Annotated in this window: 14 protein-coding genes; 10 read left to right on the top strand and 4 right to left on the bottom strand. The window is 64.4% G+C overall.

Going from position 1 to position 16,406, the window contains the following annotated elements; genetic code table 11:
- Positions 1-266 precede the first annotated feature (266 nt).
- A complete protein-coding gene (gene katG / locus GRB80_RS07160; RefSeq protein WP_161423064.1) occupies positions 267-2,447 on the top strand; it encodes a catalase/peroxidase HPI in 2,181 nt (726 codons plus the stop codon).
- Positions 2,448-2,597: 150 nt separating this feature from the next.
- On the opposite strand, the gene GRB80_RS07165 is transcribed toward katG, so the two are convergent.
- Positions 2,598-4,082, bottom strand: a complete 1,485-nt coding sequence (locus GRB80_RS07165; protein WP_161423065.1) for a protein adenylyltransferase SelO — start codon at positions 4,080-4,082, stop codon at positions 2,598-2,600.
- A 77-nt stretch (positions 4,083-4,159) separates the two neighbouring features.
- Positions 4,160-5,056 carry a LysR substrate-binding domain-containing protein gene (locus GRB80_RS07170; RefSeq protein ID WP_132042053.1) on the bottom strand — a complete coding sequence of 299 codons (897 nt, stop codon included), beginning with the start codon at positions 5,054-5,056 and terminating at the stop codon, positions 4,160-4,162.
- Positions 5,057-5,178: 122 nt separating this feature from the next.
- Between GRB80_RS07170 and GRB80_RS07175 the strand changes: the two genes are divergently transcribed.
- From GRB80_RS07175 to GRB80_RS07185, 4 genes are all read left to right on the top strand, one after another.
- Positions 5,179-6,114: a DMT family transporter gene (locus GRB80_RS07175; RefSeq protein WP_161423066.1), complete on the top strand. Its 936-nt coding sequence runs from the start codon at positions 5,179-5,181 to the stop codon at positions 6,112-6,114.
- 485 nt (positions 6,115-6,599) lie between these two features.
- Positions 6,600-8,303 carry a sodium:solute symporter family protein gene (locus GRB80_RS07180; protein WP_161423067.1) on the top strand — a complete coding sequence of 568 codons (1,704 nt, stop codon included), beginning with the start codon at positions 6,600-6,602 and terminating at the stop codon, positions 8,301-8,303.
- Positions 8,304-8,366: 63 nt separating this feature from the next.
- The gene (locus GRB80_RS16345) at positions 8,367-8,495 is read left to right on the top strand and encodes a putative transporter small subunit (protein ID WP_237561934.1); all 129 of its coding nucleotides are present in this window, start codon (positions 8,367-8,369) and stop codon (positions 8,493-8,495) included.
- A 135-nt stretch (positions 8,496-8,630) separates the two neighbouring features.
- A complete protein-coding gene (locus GRB80_RS07185) occupies positions 8,631-9,119 on the top strand; it encodes a methylated-DNA--[protein]-cysteine S-methyltransferase (protein WP_161423068.1) in 489 nt (162 codons plus the stop codon).
- A gap of 27 nt (positions 9,120-9,146) precedes the next feature.
- Here the strand turns inward: GRB80_RS07185 and GRB80_RS07190 are convergent, their stop codons facing one another.
- Positions 9,147-9,827 (bottom strand): GntR family transcriptional regulator, encoded by a 681-nt coding sequence (locus tag GRB80_RS07190; RefSeq protein ID WP_161423069.1) that lies wholly within the window; start codon positions 9,825-9,827, stop codon positions 9,147-9,149.
- Between the two features lie 144 nt (positions 9,828-9,971).
- Between GRB80_RS07190 and dctP the strand changes: the two genes are divergently transcribed.
- The 5 genes from dctP to GRB80_RS07215 all read left to right on the top strand — a co-directional run bounded on the left by dctP (position 9,972) and on the right by GRB80_RS07215 (position 15,781).
- Positions 9,972-10,973, top strand: a complete 1,002-nt coding sequence (gene dctP / locus GRB80_RS07195; protein WP_161423070.1) for a TRAP transporter substrate-binding protein DctP — start codon at positions 9,972-9,974, stop codon at positions 10,971-10,973.
- Positions 10,974-11,040: 67 nt separating this feature from the next.
- Positions 11,041-11,562, top strand: coding sequence for a TRAP transporter small permease subunit (locus GRB80_RS07200; RefSeq protein ID WP_161423071.1), 522 nt, complete (start codon positions 11,041-11,043; stop codon positions 11,560-11,562).
- Between the two features lies 1 nt (position 11,563).
- The gene (locus tag GRB80_RS07205; RefSeq protein ID WP_161423072.1) at positions 11,564-12,898 is read left to right on the top strand and encodes a TRAP transporter large permease; all 1,335 of its coding nucleotides are present in this window, start codon (positions 11,564-11,566) and stop codon (positions 12,896-12,898) included.
- A 13-nt stretch (positions 12,899-12,911) separates the two neighbouring features.
- On the top strand, positions 12,912-14,267 hold the full coding sequence (locus GRB80_RS07210) for a malonyl-CoA decarboxylase (RefSeq protein WP_161423073.1): 1,356 nt from the start codon (positions 12,912-12,914) through the stop codon (positions 14,265-14,267).
- The gene (locus tag GRB80_RS07215; RefSeq protein ID WP_161423074.1) at positions 14,264-15,781 is read left to right on the top strand and encodes a malonate--CoA ligase; all 1,518 of its coding nucleotides are present in this window, start codon (positions 14,264-14,266) and stop codon (positions 15,779-15,781) included. Before GRB80_RS07210 ends, GRB80_RS07215 begins: the two co-directional genes overlap by 4 nt.
- Before the next feature lie 196 nt (positions 15,782-15,977).
- Here GRB80_RS07215 and GRB80_RS07220 read toward each other — a convergent pair whose 3' ends face one another.
- Positions 15,978-16,391, bottom strand: coding sequence for a hypothetical protein (locus GRB80_RS07220; protein ID WP_237561935.1), 414 nt, complete (start codon positions 16,389-16,391; stop codon positions 15,978-15,980).
- Positions 16,392-16,406 lie beyond the last annotated feature (15 nt).

Raw genomic sequence — 16,406 nt, forward strand, 5'->3', positions numbered from 1 at the left:
GCGGCAGGCCCGGAGCCTCCTTGCCGGCCCCCGGCAGTGCCACTCGCGCGGCCACCGCATCGTTATAGGGATTGTCTATCATCCTGGTCGGCAATCTCGCTTAGTGCTTATGTACCAACAGCGACTAACTTGTAGAGGAGAACAGGGAGCGAGTCAGCCCACCGAGTGACCGTGGTCGAGAGGTGACAGCGCGTTATCTCATCCGGGATGCCACCGTCCTCTCAGAGCTGGCAGCGTCTCAACACCCTTGGCAGGAGGAAGTGCAGATGAGTGATCAACAGCAGTCAGGCAGGTGTCCGGTCATACACGGCGGCAATACCGCCACGGGGCGCGACAACATGAACTGGTGGCCGGAGAGCCTGAACCTGGACATCCTGCACCAGCACGATCGCAAGACCGATCCGATGGGCGAGACATTCGACTACCGCCAGGAGGTGCGCAAGCTCGACTTCGAAGCGCTGAACAAGGACATGCACGCCCTGATGACCGACAGCCAGGCGTGGTGGCCGGCCGACTGGGGGCACTACGGCGGCCTGTTCATCCGCATGTCCTGGCACGCGGCGGGCACCTACCGCATCGCCGACGGCCGCGGCGGCGGCGGCACCGGCAACCAGCGCTTCGCGCCCATCAGCTCCTGGCCGGACAACGCCAGCCTGGACAAGGCGCGCCGTCTGCTGTGGCCGATCAAGAAGAAGTACGGCAACCGGATCAGCTGGGCCGACCTGATCATCCTGGCCGGCAACGTGGCCTATGAATCCATGGGCTTCAAGACCTTCGGCTTCTCCTTCGGCCGCGAGGACATCTGGCACCCGGAGAAGGACATCTACTGGGGTGCCGAGAAGGAGTGGCTGGCGCCCTCCGATGAGCGCTACGAAGATGTCTCGAATCCCGCGACCATGGAAAACCCCCTGGCCGCGGTGCAGATGGGCCTGATCTACGTGAACCCCGAGGGCGTCAACGGCCAGTCGGACCCGATCAAGACCGGCGATCAGGTGCTGGAAACCTTCGCTCGCATGGCCATGAATGCCGAGGAGACCGCCGCCCTGACTGCCGGAGGCCACACCGTGGGCAAGTGTCACGGTAACGGCGACGCCGATGCGCTGGGTCCGGAGCCCGAGGCAGGAGGTGTCGAGGAGCAGGGTCTGGGCTGGACCAACCCCAATATGGGCGGCAAGGCCGCCAACGCCGTGACCTCGGGCATCGAAGGGGCCTGGACCACGAACCCGACCCGGTTCGACATGGGCTACTTCGACCTGCTATTCGGCTACGAGTGGGAGCTGAAGAAGAGCCCCGCCGGCGCCAACCAGTGGGAACCGGTGAACATCAAGGAGGAGGACAAGCCGGTCGACGCCAGCGACCCGTCCATTCGCCGCAACCCGATCATGACCGACGCCGACATGGCGATGAAGATGCACCCCGACTTCCGGCCCGTCTGCGAGAAGTTCATGGCGGATCCCGAGTACTTCAAGGAGTGCTTCGCCCGCGCCTGGTTCAAGCTGATCCACCGCGACATGGGGCCCAGAACCCGCTACATCGGCCCGGACGCTCCGCAGGATGACCTGATCTGGCAGGATCCGATACCGGCCGGCAGTACTGACTACTCCATCGAGAAGGCCAGGAAGAGAATCGCCGAGAGCGGCCTCTCGATCGGCGAGATGGTCAGCACCGCCTGGGACAGCGCGCGTACCTTCCGCGGCTCCGACATGCGCGGCGGTGCCAACGGTGCCCGCATCCGCCTGGCCCCCCAGAAGGAGTGGGAAGGCAACGAGCCACAGCGCCTGGCCAGGGTGCTCGAGGTCTACGAAAAGATCGCCGCCGAGACCGGTGCCAGCCTGGCCGATATCATCGTGCTGGGTGGCAGCGTCGGCATCGAGCAGGCCGCCCGGGCTGCCGGCCACGATATCCTGGTGCCGTTCATCCCCGGCCGTGGCGATGCCAGCGAGGAGATGACCGACGCGGACTCCTTCGAGCCTCTGGAGCCGGTGGCCGATGGCTTCCGCAACTGGCTGAAGCGGGACTATGCGGTCAAGCCCGAGGAGCTGCTGCTCGACCGCGCCCAGCTGATGGGGCTGACCGCGCCGGAGATGACGGTACTGATCGGCGGCATGCGCATGCTGGGCACGAACCACGGCGGGACGAAGCATGGCGTGCTCACCGACCGCGAGGGCCAGCTGACCAACGACTTCTTCGTCAATCTGATCGACATGGCCAATGCCTGGAAGCCCGCCGGCAACGGGACCTACGAGATCCGCGACCGCCAGAGCGACCGGGTGAAGTGGACCGCCAGCCGCATCGACCTGGTGCTCGGCTCTCACTCCATCCTGCGCAGCTACGCCGAGGTCTACGCCCAGGACGACAACGAGGCCAAGTTCGTGAATGACTTCGTGGCTGCCTGGTGCAAGGTGATGAACGCCGACCGCTTCGACCTGGAGCCGCTCCAGCATTGATCGTGCCCCGCGCCGGGCGCTTCACCCGGTTAGTTCGATGATTGAGGCCTGATGACTGAGACCTGATGACTGAGACCTGAGGCCTGAATAAAGAGACGCCCGGGGTGCCAAGCCCCGGGCGTTCCGTTTCTGCCTGTTGGCAATGGCGGGTCAGGTCCCGCAGAAGGTCCGAAAGACCCGCTCGGTGGACGGGGCAGGCTGCGCATACTCCTCTCGACCGGGCTGCTCGACAAAGGGCTCGGCCAGCACCTCACCCAGAACCTCGAAGGGGCCGAAGTCAGCGTGTTCGACGGCGGCGGCAATCACCCTTTCCACCTGATGGTTACGCGGGATATAGAGCGGGTTGACGCCGTTCATGCGTGCGGCGATCGCACCGGCATCGGCCGACTCCCGAGCCAGGCGCTCGCGCCAGCGCGGCAGCCAGGCGGCCAGGCCGTCGCCGGTCTCGAACAGTTCGAACAGCGCGGAAGCATCCTGCTCCAGCGCCTCGCTCAGGCGACGAAAGGTCAGGGTGAAGTCGGCGCGCCCGGCCTGCATCGCCTCGAGCAGGGCCTCGACCAGCTCACGGTCGCCCTCCTCCTCCCGCTCCAGCCCCAGCTTGGCACGCATCACCGCCAGCCATTCGGCCTCATAGTGCGGCTCATAGCGCTTGATCACCTCGGTGGCCTTCGCGACCGCCGTCTCCTGATCATCGTCGATCAGCGGGATCAGGGTCTCGGCGAGTCGCGCCAGGTTCCACTGGGCGATCCACGGCTGATTGCGATAGGCGTAGCGCCCCTGCTCGTCGATGGAGCTGAACACCATGGTCGGCGAATAGGCCTCCATGAAGGCGCAAGGCCCGTAGTCGATGGTCTCCCCGGAGATGGTGCAGTTGTCGGTATTCATCACCCCGTGGACAAAGCCGAGCCCCATCCACTTCGCCACCAGCGACGCCTGCCGATCGGCCACCGCCTCCAGCAGCCCCAGATAACGCTCGCCCTCGCTCTCGCCCTGCTCGGCGGTCAGCAGGCCTGGATAGTGCCGTTCGATGGCCATATCGGCCAGCATTCGCACCGCCTCACCGTCATCACGTGCGGCGAAGTACTGGAAGGTGCCTACCCGCAGATGGCTCGCCGCCACCCGGGTCAGCACGGCCCCCGGCTCCGGCACGCGGCGAAACAGCCGCTCGCCGCTGGTCACCGCGGCAAGAGCCCGGGTGGTGGGCACCCCGAGCCGATGCATCGCCTCGCTGATCAGGTATTCGCGAAGCACCGGTCCCAGCGGCGCACGCCCATCGGCACCCCGTGAGAAGGGGGTCATGCCGGCGCCCTTGAGCTGAATATCCCGCAGGCGTCCCTGTCGATCGGTCACCTCGCCGAGCAGCACCGCCCGGCCGTCGCCGAGACGCGGGTTGAAGTGCCCGAACTGGTGGCCCGCATAGGCCTGGGCGAGGGGCTCGGCGCCCTGTGGCACACGATTGCCGGAGAGCCACTGGGCGGCGCCTTGCGCTTCGAAGGCGTCGAGATCGAAGCCCAGCGCCTCCGCCAGCGGCCGATTGAAGGCGACCAGTCGAGGCTCGGGCACCGGCACGGGATCGAAGCGCAGATAGAAACGTTCGGGCAGGCGCGCGAAGCGCAGTGTGAACTCGGGAAACATGGCGGCTCCAGTCGCGGGCCAGCGTGGCCGGGGGAAAGAGATGAGTAAATACCCGAGTATAACGCTCGGACATCTCCCTATCGACCCAACTCGTCCCGGCTGACCCAGCTCATTCTGGCCGGCGCCAGCTCTTCACGGATCAGTTCGGCCAGGCGCCGGGCGGGCTCGGTCGGGCGGCGGGCGGCACGATGCAGAGCCAGCTCCACGGCCGGCAGCGGCGGCATTCCACTGGATTCGTCCAGGGCACGCAGCTGGGGCCCGAGCATGCTGCGGGTGACCACCACGATGGCCAGACCCGCCTGTACCACCGGTGCCAGCCCGGCCATGGATTGACTGGTATAGGCCACCCGCCAGTCGCGACCCGCGGCGGCCAGGGCGTCCTCCGCCGACTCACGAAAGAGGTCCGCGCCGGGCGAATAGAGCGCCAGCGGCAGGGGGTCGGAGAGCGGTGGCTGACGCTCCAGCCCCACCGCCCAGGTCAGCGGTTCACGGCGGATCACCTCGCCGCCCGGCGAACGGCGTTGACGAGTGACCAGCGCCAGGTCGAGTTCATCGGCACGCACGCGCTCCACCAGCTCGGCACTGACGCCGCAGGTGACCTGTAGACCGACATCCGGATAGAGCTGATGAAACCAGGAGAACACCGCCGTCAGCAGCGGGGCATAGTCCTCGGGAATCCCCAGGTTGAGCTCGCCGGTGACACGCCGTGTACGCATGTCGGCCAGCACCTCGTCGTTGAGCGCCAGCAGCCGTCGGGCATGCTCCAGCAGCCGCTCCCCCTCGGCGGTGAAACGGATGCGCCGCCCCTGCCGCTCGTGGAGCGACACCTCGAGCACCGCCTCCAGGCGCGAGAGCTGCATGCTCACGGTCGACTGGGTAAAGGCCAGGCGCCGTGCGGCGGCGGTAACGCTGCCGGTATCGGCCACCGCCACCAGGGTACGCAGCAGGGCGAGGTCGAGGGTCGGGGCACGCATGATTCATCAATCCTCTTGATGAGAATGATCAATTAAGATCGATATTGTGATGAGTATGGCACGGCTAGCATGGGGGCAACATCCAGCCTGACTCCATCCACGCTTCACGGGAGGCCGCGACCATGCAGCTTCAGCGCCCACACCTCACACACTCTCCCTGGCTCGGCGGTAGCGCCGCGGCGCTGGCGGTACTGCTGTGGGCGCTGGTACCGCTGCTGGCCAATCAGGCGGGCGACCTGCCGCCGTTGCGCCTCTCGGCGTTGGCACTGCTGGCCGGTGCGCTGGGCACCCTGCCCATGGCACGCCGTCGCCGCCACCGGGATGCCGCTCTGCGTCCGCTGGAGGGGGTGGTCGTCTACCTGGGCGTGCCACTGCTGACCGCCGGTGCGGTAGGCGCCTGCTTCGCCGCCTTCAACCGGGCGCCGGCCGAACAGGTCGCGCTGATTCTCTACACCTGGCCGGTGCTGTTTCTGCTGGTCAGTCAGTGGCGAGCCCTGGGCCGCCTGCCGGGGAACTGCCTGCTCGGTACCAGCCTGGCCTTCTCCGGCGCCGCACTGCTGGTGGGACCCCAGGCACTGAGCGGCGGTGCCTCCGGCTCCTGGGTGGGCTACCTGCTGGCTGCGCTGGGCGCGCTGTGCTGGGCGCTCTACTCCCTGGCGGGACAGGTCGCGGCCTGGCGCCTGGGGGATCGCATGCCACACCTGCTGCTGATCGCCAGCCTGCTGACCGGCACCGCCAGCCTGGCCCTGGAGGGCACCATCGCCCTGCCCGCCAGGGACACTTTGGTGATCGTCGTCGCCCTGGGGCTGGGCCCCTACGGGCTGGCCATGCTGGCCTGGGACCGCGCCATGCGCGATCCCCTGGCCCACCGCGTCGGCAACCTGGCCCATGGCGTGCCGGTGGTGGCCACCCTCTTCCTGGTACTGGCGGGCGTCAGCGTACCGGACTGGCGACTGCCGCTGGCGGCCGTGCTGGTGGTCACGGGCAGCGTGGTCGCCGCCGCGGAGCCGAAGCGCGTGGCCCCCTCCTTCTCCAGGCGAGCTTTTCGGCGTAGCTGAGCACAATTGCCTTCTGATTCGAGACCGATTGGACATATCCCGCTTGTGTGGGTAGGGTAAGTGGGCCCTGGATCAGGCCACCGTGCCTCCAGCGGCTCTCTGACGGGCGATGGCCCCTGCGCCCCGCCCACCTGGTCTTGCCTCATCGCAGACTGGATCGCCGTTACCTCGGCCGATCGTCGATGACGTTATCGAAAGAGAAGGAATCCATGTCGCTACACTTTGCCAACAAGGGCAGGCGCATGCCGTCACGCCCTCCACCTGCTCCCCCCGCGCTGGGGTAATACCGTATTGCCGCGGCACTCGCCTGCCGCCATAGAGCCGACCACCCGCTACAGCGCCGCTGCCGCCGCCCAGGAAACTCCTGCGCGCGCAAGCCCCTGTCTATCGTTCGGATCTTGCCCGGCTCGGCCCACTGCGTCCTGCTGACAGCACCGACAAGAAGTGCTCAGGACGTGTTCTATCCACCTACCGAGGGACTGCCCTTGAACAGCGAATCTCTATACCAATTCTCCACCCTGACCGTGATCCTGCTGCTGCTGGCCTTCTACGGCGGCACCTACCTGCTCACGCTCGGCATCCGCAAGAAGAAGGAGTGTGCCGACGAGTTCATGGTCTCCAACCATCGCATCGGGTTCGGCATCGGCGCCGCCAGCATGACCGCCACCTGGATCTGGGCCGCCTCCTTCTATGCCGCCGCCACCTCGGGCTACACCTATGGCGTCTCGGGCCCCATCCACTATGGCCTGTGGGGTGCCCTGATGATCCTGTTCATCTATCCGTTCGGCCGGCGCTTCAGGAAGCTCGCCCCCAACGCCGCCACCCTGGGCGAGCTGATCCACGCTCGTCACGGCAGTTCCAGCCAGCTGATTCTGGCGCTTTCCAACGTGCTGGGCAGCATCATCAGCCTGATGGTCAACTTCACCGCCGCCGGTGCGCTGGTTTCGGTACTTTCGCCGCTCTCCTTCCAGGCCGGCGTGATCATCTCCGGTGTCGGCGTGCTGCTCTATACCCTGTGGTCGGGCTTTCGTGCCTCGGTACTCACCGACTTCGCCCAGCTGGTGGCGCTCATGGCCATTGCCATCGTGATCATTCCCGCGGTGTTCTTCGCCATGGGCGGCCCGACTGAGCTGGTCGCCGGTCTCGACAACCTGACCGCGGAGCAGACCAACTTCTTCTCCAGCGACGCCATCCTCAACCAGGGCGCGCCCTTCTTCGTCGCCGTGCTGGCCTATGCCATCGGCAACCAGACCATCTCCCAGCGCCTGTTCGCGGTGAACGAAGACCACATCAAGCCGACCTTCCTGACCGCCACCGTGGGGTACGGCGCCATCGTCATCGGCCTGGGCATGATCGGCCTGATGGCACTGACGCTGGGCATGGAGCCGCTGAACGGCAACATGAACAACCTGATCCCGCAGATGGTCTCCGGCTACCTGCCGCCGATCTTCATCGCGCTGTTCTTTATCCTGGTGATCGGCTCGCTCTCCTCCACCGCCGACTCCGACCTCTCGGCACTGTCGGCGATCATGATGGCCGACGTCTACGGCAAGAATATCGCCCGCGGCAAGGTGGATCCTCAGCGCATGCTGCTGGTCGGCCGCCTGACCATGATCACCGCCACGGTCGTCGGCATCGTCTTCGCCAGCTTCTCGCTGGATATCCTGGTGATGCTGGTCTTCGTCGGTGCCCTGTGGGGGGCCATTGTCTTCCCGGTGATCGCCAGCTGCTTCTGGGACCGCATTACCAACCAGGCCTTTACCGTCTCGGTACTGGTCGCCATGGTGCTGTTCTGTGTCGCGCGTTTCGAGCTGGTCGACCTGGCCGGTCCCGGTGGCCTGTTCTTCGAACTGCTGGCCAGCATCGGTGGTGGCGTGATCATCGGCCTGATGGCATTCGGCTTCTTCGGCCGCACCGTCGGCTTTATCGCCGGCACCCTGGCGCTGATCGCCATGCTGATCTTCGCCACCGGTTTCCTGCGCGACTACACAGTGCTGCTGGCCTCACTGACCGCCTACGGCACCAGCACCCTGGTCTGCGTGGTGATGAGCCTGAGCAGCCGCGAGCGCTTCGATTTCGACACCATCGCCGAACGGGTGGGCAACTACAGCGACTCGGCACAGAACGACAAGCCGACCGCGGCACCGGAAGAAGCACCTGCCGCCGCCGGCCTCGCCACCCAGCGCTGATATCCACCCATCAACCACGAGGATGAGGCCGGCAGCGCCGACCTCATCCAGAGGAGACCGATGATGACTACGCTGTTTGCCTTCTATGTACTGATCTGGCCCGCCCTGACCCTGGGCGTACTGGCACTGATCTGCCGCGCCGTGATCCGCGATCGTCGCCAGGCGCGCGAAGAGAATCGCGAACTGGTCTGACACTCAGGTGTGAAACTCAGGCGTCGCCCGCAACGGCCCCGCGCGCACGAGCTGCCCGCGGGGCCGTTTCACTCTGTAGTCCCCCATCAAAGCGGGTAGACTCCGGGAAGGCCTTCGCACTGCCAGGAGCACCCCATGAGCCGCGACACCCTCGACTACTATCGCCCACCGGCGGCCGACGCTCTCGGCCTGATTCGCCTTCGCGCCAATGCAACCGGCATCACCGAGATCGATTTCGTCGATACCGAGACCGAACCGCCCCACCCCGGCCCGCTGACCGACCAGGCCCGCGAGCAGCTGGCCGAGTACTTTGCCGGCACCCGCCGCGACTTCGACCTGCCGCTGTCCCCCTCGGGCACCGACTTCCAGCGCCGAGTGTGGTCCGCTCTCGAGAAGATTCCCTATGGCGAGACCCGCAACTACGGTGAACTCGCCGAGCAGCTGGGCAGCAAGGGCGGCCAGCGCGCGGTAGGCGCCGCCAATGGCAGAAACCCCATCTCCATCGTGGTGCCCTGCCACCGGGTGATCGGCAGTGACGGTCGTATGACCGGCTACGCCGGCGGCATCGGCCGCAAGCGCTGGCTGCTCGCCTTCGAGGCGGGCGAGGTGCCGATGCTGCTGTGATAATCCTGTGAGAGGCTAGCGAGAGGTCTAACCACCGTCCATTGCTTCCCGACCGAGTCCGAAACGTCGCACGCTGGAAACGAAGTCGCTGAACCGCTCCCCTTGGATCAGCACATGCTCGCGCAGGGCTTGTTCGGCACCTGCTGCATCACCGGACTCGATCGCCGCGACAATGTCGCGATGCTCCTCCAACGATGACATGAGTCGCTGGCGTACCTGCAGCTGTAGCCGTCGGTAGGGCTTCAGGCGTTGTTTCAGCTGCCTCGCTTCACCGGCCAGAAAGCCGTTGTGGCTGGCGAGATATATGCAGTCATGAAAGGCCTCGTTCTCATAGTAGTAGTCGTCCGAGTCCCCAGCCCTGGCGGCGACCTCACAACGCTCATGGGCCTGGCGCAGCGATTCCAGCTCAGCCTGATCGATGCGACGAGCGGCCAGGCGACCACACATACCCTCCAGCTCGGCCATTACCTCAAACATCTCGATAAGCTCATCGATGCCAACTCTGGCAACAAAGGTGCCTTTCTTGGGCGAGACCGTTACCAAACCACTGGCCACCAGCTGCTGCACTGCCTCCCGCACCGGTGTACGCGACACTCCGAACTCATGACACAACGCATCGGCATCCAGACGCTCCCCCGGGGCTCGTCGACCATTGATGATGTCATCCTCGAGAGCGTCCCTGAGGCGCTGTGCATTGGAGCGTTTCATGGCACGATTTCCTCCATTCCGGCAGATGACCCACCTTGGTCTAACACCGCAATATTGACACTGGCATACCGATAGGTCTATTGAAGTATACATCAGCCTTGCTGATAAACACTTCATACAAGAACAACCTTAGTTGGAGATGCCATGAAACGCTCAATCAGCCCACTATTGGCGGGCCTGACCATCGCCACCCTGGCCGTCAGCACCACCGCCTCGGCTCAGACTGTCCTGCGGGCCTCTCACCAGTTTCCTGGTGGCCAGGGAGATGTGCGTGACGAGATGGTCCAGATGATCGCCGACAAGGTCGCCGAAGCCGATGTCGGCCTGGAAATTGAAGTGTATCCGGGTCAGTCGCTGTTCAAGGCGCGCGAGCAGTGGGCCGCGCTCTCTCGAGGTCGCCTGGACATTACAGCCTTGCCCCTCGACTACGCCAGTGGCCGTCATCCTGAGTTCTCCGCAACCTTGATGCCCGGCCTGGTGCGCAACCACGAGCACGCCCAGCGCCTGAATGATTCCGAGTTCATGGACATGATCAAGGAGGTCATCAACGAAGGTGGGGCCCGCGTGCTTGCCGACGCCTGGCTGGCCGGTGGCTTCGCTTCAAGCCAGAACTGCATCACGTCCCCCGAGACAGTCGACGGCCAGACCTTCCGCGCAGCGGGGCCCGCCTTCGAGCAGATGCTGGAAGGCGCCGGAGCCTCGATCGCCTCCATGCCCTCTTCGGAGATCTATACCGCACTGCAGACCGGAGTCCTGGACGCCGCCAACACCTCCTCGATGTCCTTCGTCTCCTACCGTATCTACGAGCAAGTAGATTGCCTCACCGAGCCCGGCGAGCACGCCCTGTGGTTCATGTACGAACCGGTCCTGATCTCAAACCAGAGCTGGGAGAAGCTCAACGACGAGCAGCAGCAGGCATTGACCGCCGCTGCCGAGGAGGCCGAGGCCTTCTTCGCCGCCGAGGCTGCTGGCCTGGACCAGAAGATGGTCGAAGCCTACGAGGAGAATGGCGTCGAGGTGGTCAGCATGAGCGAGGAGGACTACAACGCCTGGCTGAAGATTGCCAAGGAGACCTCCTACAAGAACTTCGCCGACAACGTCCCCAACGGCCAGGCTCTGATCGACGCCGCTCTGGCCGTCGAGTAAAGCGGTTCGTTTTTCAGCCATCGGCGCCGGCCCAGGTGGCTGGCGCCCCTGACTCATGAGGGACGACATGACCATGGCCATTTCCTCGCCACACTCCCGGCGCCTGGCGCTTGTTCACGTCTATATCCGCCTGATGGATAGCATTTCCCGCGCATCGGCCTATCTCGCCGCCGCGATGTTCATCGCCGGTGTGCTGGCCATCTGCCACATGGTCTTCGTGCGCTACCTGCTGGGACAGAGCACCAGCTGGCAGACCGAGTTCACCATCTTCTCGGTCACCGGCGCCATGCTGATGGGTAGTGCCTATGTGCTGATGACCGGTGGGCACGTGGCCATCACCCTGCTGCCCGATGCCCTGGGCGGAATCGCCAAGCGGGTCATGTGGTGGATCGCCTCGCTCTTCGGCCTGGTCTTCTGTGCCGCCCTGGCCTACGGCAGCTGGGTCTACGTCGTCGAGGCCTTCCACGGCAAGTGGACCACCGGCACTGTGTGGAACCCTCCACTGTGGCCGGCTCTGCTGCCAGTCTCTGTTGGCGCCACCCTGCTGACGCTGCAGTACGTCGCCGAAATGCTGCGAGGGGAGGACTGACATGGACCCTATTACCCTGGGCATCATCGTCGCCGTCGCCCTCATGGTACTGATGGCCATTGGCACCCCCATCGCCTTCGCACTGGGCGGCGTCTCGTTGATGGCACTGCTCTATGACCGCGGCTTGCCCGAGCTCACCTACTTCGGCGAGACCTTCTTCGAACGACTCGCCGAGTTCGGCTTCGTGGCCATTCCGATGTTCATCCTGATGGGTGCTGCGGTAGCCTCCTCCCCAACCGGCCGCGATCTCTATCGATCGCTGGACCTGTGGATGGGCCGTTTGCCCGCCGGCCTGGCCGTCTCCAATATCGGCGCCTGCTCGATCTTCGCCGCCCTCTCCGGCTCATCGCCCGCCACCTGTGCGGCCATCGGCAAGATGGGTATTCCCGAGATGCGCAGCCGCGGCTACCCGGACGGCGTCGCCGCCGGCTGCATCGCCGCCGGCGGCACCCTGGGCATTCTGATCCCGCCGTCGGTGACCATGATCATCTACGGTATCGCCAGCGAGACCTCCATAGGCCGTCTGTTCATTGCCGGCGTGGTGCCGGGCTTCATGCTGGCCGGTCTGTTCATGATCTGGACGGTAATCGCCTGCAAGATGGCTGGAGGGTACGACAACCCCTTGGGGCAGGCTGCCGGGCAGATGAAGGAGACCATCAAGGCCAACGTCGACACCAATCTCAAGGCGCTGGTTCGTGTATTGCCCTTCCTGGCGGTGGTGGTAGGCATCCTCTTCGCACTCTACGGTGGCGTGGCACCCCCCTCCGAAGCGGCTGGCGTCGGTGCCTTCCTGTGCCTGGCCCTGGCGATCATCATCTATCGCATGTGGCAGCTCAGACCGATCAAGCTGATCATGCGTGACTCGCTGCGTGAGAGTGTGATGATCATGCTGGTGATTGCCTGTGCGGAGGTGTTTGCCTATGCGCTCTCGTCACTGTTCATTACCCAGACCGTAGCCGGCGCTATCGCCGACCTGGAGGTCAATCGCTGGGTATTGATGGCGGTGATCAACCTCTTCCTACTGGTCGCCGGCTTCTTCCTGCCACCGGTAGCGGTGATTGTGATGACAGCCCCCATCCTGCTGCCGATCATTCTCGCCGCCAATTTCGACCCCTACTGGTTTGCAGTTGTGCTGACCATCAACCTGGAGATCGGCCTGATCACTCCGCCGGTCGGGCTCAACTTGTTCATTATCAAGGGCATCGCGCCGGATATATCGCTGCGCAACATTTTGATGGGCAGCCTGCCCTACGCCCTGTGCATGGTGCTGGCGATCATTCTGCTTTGCTTCTTCCCGGGTATCGCCCTGTGGCTGCCCAACCTGCTGATGGGCTGATGGAGTCGACACCATGAACATGACTTTCCTGCAGGAGCTGTTCAGCAACATTACCCAGCGCGACGCCCTGCTGAGGCGAAGGCGAGGGTCTGGCGAGTCGCCGAATCACGGTGATCTGGTGGCGGCTTGCCACGCACTGCTCGAGAGCGACGGCGAGGCCTCCAGCATTGCCCTGGCCAGCCGCGCTCTGGACATGTACGAGTGCCTAGTCGCAGATGAGCGTCTGGCCTTTTTCACTCGACTGAGTGAAGAGTTTGCCGCCGAGCCGTCGACCATCGATGCCGCCTACGCGGCATACCGCGAGAGCCGCGACAACGCCGCCCTGGAGGCCCTGTTCGAGGCCTGTGAGCCGCGCCGCCAGGAACTGTTCCGGCGTCTCAACCTGGCCCCTGACGGAACCTACTCGCTGGTTCGCATACGCGAGGATCTTCTCGGCATGCTGCGCAAGCACCCCGAACTCGCGGCCATCGACGCCGACTTCGCGCACCTGTTCGGTTCCTGGTTCAACCGTGGCTTCCTGATGCTCAAACGCATGGACTGGAACACCCCGGCCTCGATCCTGGAGAAGATCATTCGCTACGAGGCTGTCCATGAGATCCGCGACTGGGATGACTTGCGCCGTCGACTCGATGCACGCGACCGGCGCTGCTTCGCCTTCTTTCACCCGGCGATCGGCGACGAGCCGCTGATCTTCGTGGAGGTGGCGCTGTGCAAGGGGCTCCCGGCGCGTATCCAGCCGATTCTGGCCGGCGAGGACGGTGGTGTAGAAGAGCCCGAGGAAGCAGACACGGCCGCCTTCTTCGGCATCAGCAACTGCCAGACCGGCCTGCGTGGCATTTCCTTCGGCAACTTCCTGATCAAGCAAGTGGTGCAGGAGCTCAAGCATGAGCTGCCACAGCTCAAGCACTTCGTCACCCTCTCGCCGGTGCCGGGCTTTGCCCAGTGGCTGGCCGAGCGAGGCGACGACGAGAGCCTGTCCTCCGAGCTTCGCGACGCGATCGGCGACATGCAGAATGCCGGCTGGCACCGAAACAATGAACTCACCAAGACGCTTGGCACCCAGCTCCGGCCACTGGCGGCACGCTATCTTGCCGAGGTGAAGAACGCCCGCGGCCTGCCGCTAAATCCGGTGGCCCGCTTTCACCTGGGCAACGGCGCCGAGCTGCATCGAATCAACTGGCTAGGTGACACCTCGTCCAAGGGACTCGAGCAAGGCGCCGGCCTGATGGTCAACTACCTCTACGTGCTCAACGATATCGAGCGAAACCACGAGAACTACACGGCCCAAGGAACCGTGGCCTGCTCGAGCGAGGTCAAGGACCTCGTTCGCAAGGCCAGGAAGCAGGCCAAGGGAGACACGACAAGATGAGCCACAACCTGTTCGAGACCTTTGCCCGCCGCATGCACGAGCGTGGCGACGCCGACTTCATCACCACCCGCGAGGGGCGCGACTATTCATACGCCGATGCGCTGGCCATGAGTGCACGCCTGGCCGGCGCCTTGATCGAGCTGGGCGTGACGCCCGGCGACCGGGTGGCGGTGCAGGTCGACAAGAGCCCGGAGGCGATTCTGCTCTACCTGGCTACCCTGCGCATCGGCGCCGTCTATCTGCCGCTCAATACCGGCTACACCGGGGACGAGATCCGCTACTTCCTCGGTGATGCCGAGCCGGCGCTGTTCGTCTGTCGCCCCGCCGCCGTGGAGGAAGCGCGCACCCTCGCCGCCGAGACCGGCTGCCCTGCGGTACGGACCCTGGGCACCGCCGCCGACGGCAGCCTGATGGAAGCGGCCGCCGCGGCGACCCCGCACGAGGCGGTGGAACCCCGCGACGAGAACGATCTGGCCGCCATCCTCTACACCTCCGGCACCACCGGGCGCTCCAAGGGAGCCATGCTCACCCACCGCAACCTCGGCTCGAATGCCGCCACCCTGGCCGAGGCATGGCACTTCAGCGAAACGGACCGACTGATCCACGCCCTGCCGATCTTCCACACCCACGGCCTCTTCGTGGCCTGCAACGTCACCCTGATGACGGGCGCCAGCATGCTCTTCCTGGCCAAGTTCGATGCCGACATGATCGTCGAGGCGATGGCCCACGGCACGGTGCTGATGGGGGTACCCACCTTCTATACCCGCCTGGTGGCAGACCCGCGCCTGACTCCCGAGGTTACCGCCAGGATGCGACTGTTCGTTTCCGGTTCGGCACCGCTGACCGCCGAGACCCACCATGCCTTCGAGGAGAAGACCGGTCACGCCATCCTCGAACGCTACGGCATGACCGAGACCAACATGAACATCTCCAACCCATATAATGGCGCGCGCCGGGCCGGCACCGTGGGTCGGCCGCTACCGGGGGTGGAGATCCGCATCACCGATCGCGAGACCGGCCGGGAAGTGGCCGATGGCGAGATCGGCATCCTGCAGGTGCGCGGCCCCAACGTCTTCATCGGCTACTGGCGCATGCCCGAGAAGACGCGTGAGGAGCTGCTGGATGACGGCTTCTTCATTACCGGCGACCTGGCCATGATTGACGAACACGGCTATGTGCAGATCGTCGGCCGTGACAAGGACCTGGTGATTTCCGGTGGCTTCAATGTCTACCCCAGGGAGGTAGAAGAGGTCATCGACGAGCATGCAGGCGTGGTGGAGTCGGCGGTGATCGGCCTGCCCCACCCCGACCTTGGCGAGGGCGTTGCCGCCGTGGTGGTACCCAAGCCCGGGGCCAGTCTCGACGAGGCTGAAGTGCTCGGTCACCTCGAGGGGCGCCTGGCCCGCTACAAGCAGCCCAGGCGGGTGTTCTTCATCGACAGCCTGCCACGAAACACCATGGGCAAGGTACAGAAGAATCAACTGCGCCAGCAGTTCCAGGATACCTACCAGTGATGCGAGCCTGCTGAGCCAAGCGCGCGTAGACAATACAGGTTGAGAGGCCCCGGGAAGCTTGCCGGGGCCGGCGGATGTCGCCGGCGTCCTCCAACCCGCTGTCGGGCAAGACAAGATCAGTGAGGCTGCTCCCACTCCCCACGCTCAGGGGCATGCGCCCTCACATGATACCGACTAACAAGCCGGGGCCACCACATCACTCATCATAGACGTCCACATCTAATCGTTCGGCATAATTGCTCTCGGAAAGGTTAAACTTACTACCCAATAGAACTGTCGCCTCGCCCTCTTCATGCGCCACCAGGTTGCAGACCTTTCCACCAAAAACGACTCCAGGTTCACGAAACGGAATCAAGCTCCTCGAGTCCCTGCATTCGATACTTACCACTCTTGGGTTCAGTGTCTTAGCCCATGGGTAATAACCCCACCACCCTGGAAATCCGTCTCCAATTGACAGGAGCTCAACCACCTCGCCTTTTTTAACTCGTAACAAAGGCTCTTCACTGGTCTTATCCAGATGAGACAGGTAGCTATTCCTCACTCCAGCGCACCCATGAAGAAAAGAAAAGACAAAAGCAAGAAATAGCACAACCACCATTCTTATTTTCATACACTTACCCTGGAA

This window comes from Halomonas icarae (assembly GCF_009901955.1).
GTDB lineage: Bacteria > Pseudomonadota > Gammaproteobacteria > Pseudomonadales > Halomonadaceae > Halomonas > Halomonas icarae.

Excerpts from the sequence above, each read along its gene's own strand:
- katG (WP_161423064.1), top strand. The coding sequence starts at position 267 with ATGAGTGATCAACAGCAGTCAGGCAGGTGTCCGGTCATACACGGCGGC.
- GRB80_RS07165 (WP_161423065.1), bottom strand. The coding sequence starts at position 4,082 with ATGTTTCCCGAGTTCACACTGCGCTTCGCGCGCCTGCCCGAACGTTTC.
- GRB80_RS07170 (WP_132042053.1), bottom strand. The coding sequence starts at position 5,056 with ATGCGTGCCCCGACCCTCGACCTCGCCCTGCTGCGTACCCTGGTGGCG.
- GRB80_RS07175 (WP_161423066.1), top strand. The coding sequence starts at position 5,179 with ATGCAGCTTCAGCGCCCACACCTCACACACTCTCCCTGGCTCGGCGGT.
- GRB80_RS16345 (WP_237561934.1), top strand. The coding sequence starts at position 8,367 with ATGACTACGCTGTTTGCCTTCTATGTACTGATCTGGCCCGCCCTGACC.
- GRB80_RS07185 (WP_161423068.1), top strand. The coding sequence starts at position 8,631 with ATGAGCCGCGACACCCTCGACTACTATCGCCCACCGGCGGCCGACGCT.
- GRB80_RS07190 (WP_161423069.1), bottom strand. The coding sequence starts at position 9,827 with ATGAAACGCTCCAATGCACAGCGCCTCAGGGACGCTCTCGAGGATGAC.
- dctP (WP_161423070.1), top strand. The coding sequence starts at position 9,972 with ATGAAACGCTCAATCAGCCCACTATTGGCGGGCCTGACCATCGCCACC.
- GRB80_RS07200 (WP_161423071.1), top strand. The coding sequence starts at position 11,041 with ATGACCATGGCCATTTCCTCGCCACACTCCCGGCGCCTGGCGCTTGTT.
- GRB80_RS07205 (WP_161423072.1), top strand. The coding sequence starts at position 11,564 with ATGGACCCTATTACCCTGGGCATCATCGTCGCCGTCGCCCTCATGGTA.
- GRB80_RS07210 (WP_161423073.1), top strand. The coding sequence starts at position 12,912 with ATGAACATGACTTTCCTGCAGGAGCTGTTCAGCAACATTACCCAGCGC.
- GRB80_RS07215 (WP_161423074.1), top strand. The coding sequence starts at position 14,264 with ATGAGCCACAACCTGTTCGAGACCTTTGCCCGCCGCATGCACGAGCGT.
- GRB80_RS07220 (WP_237561935.1), bottom strand. The coding sequence starts at position 16,391 with ATGAAAATAAGAATGGTGGTTGTGCTATTTCTTGCTTTTGTCTTTTCT.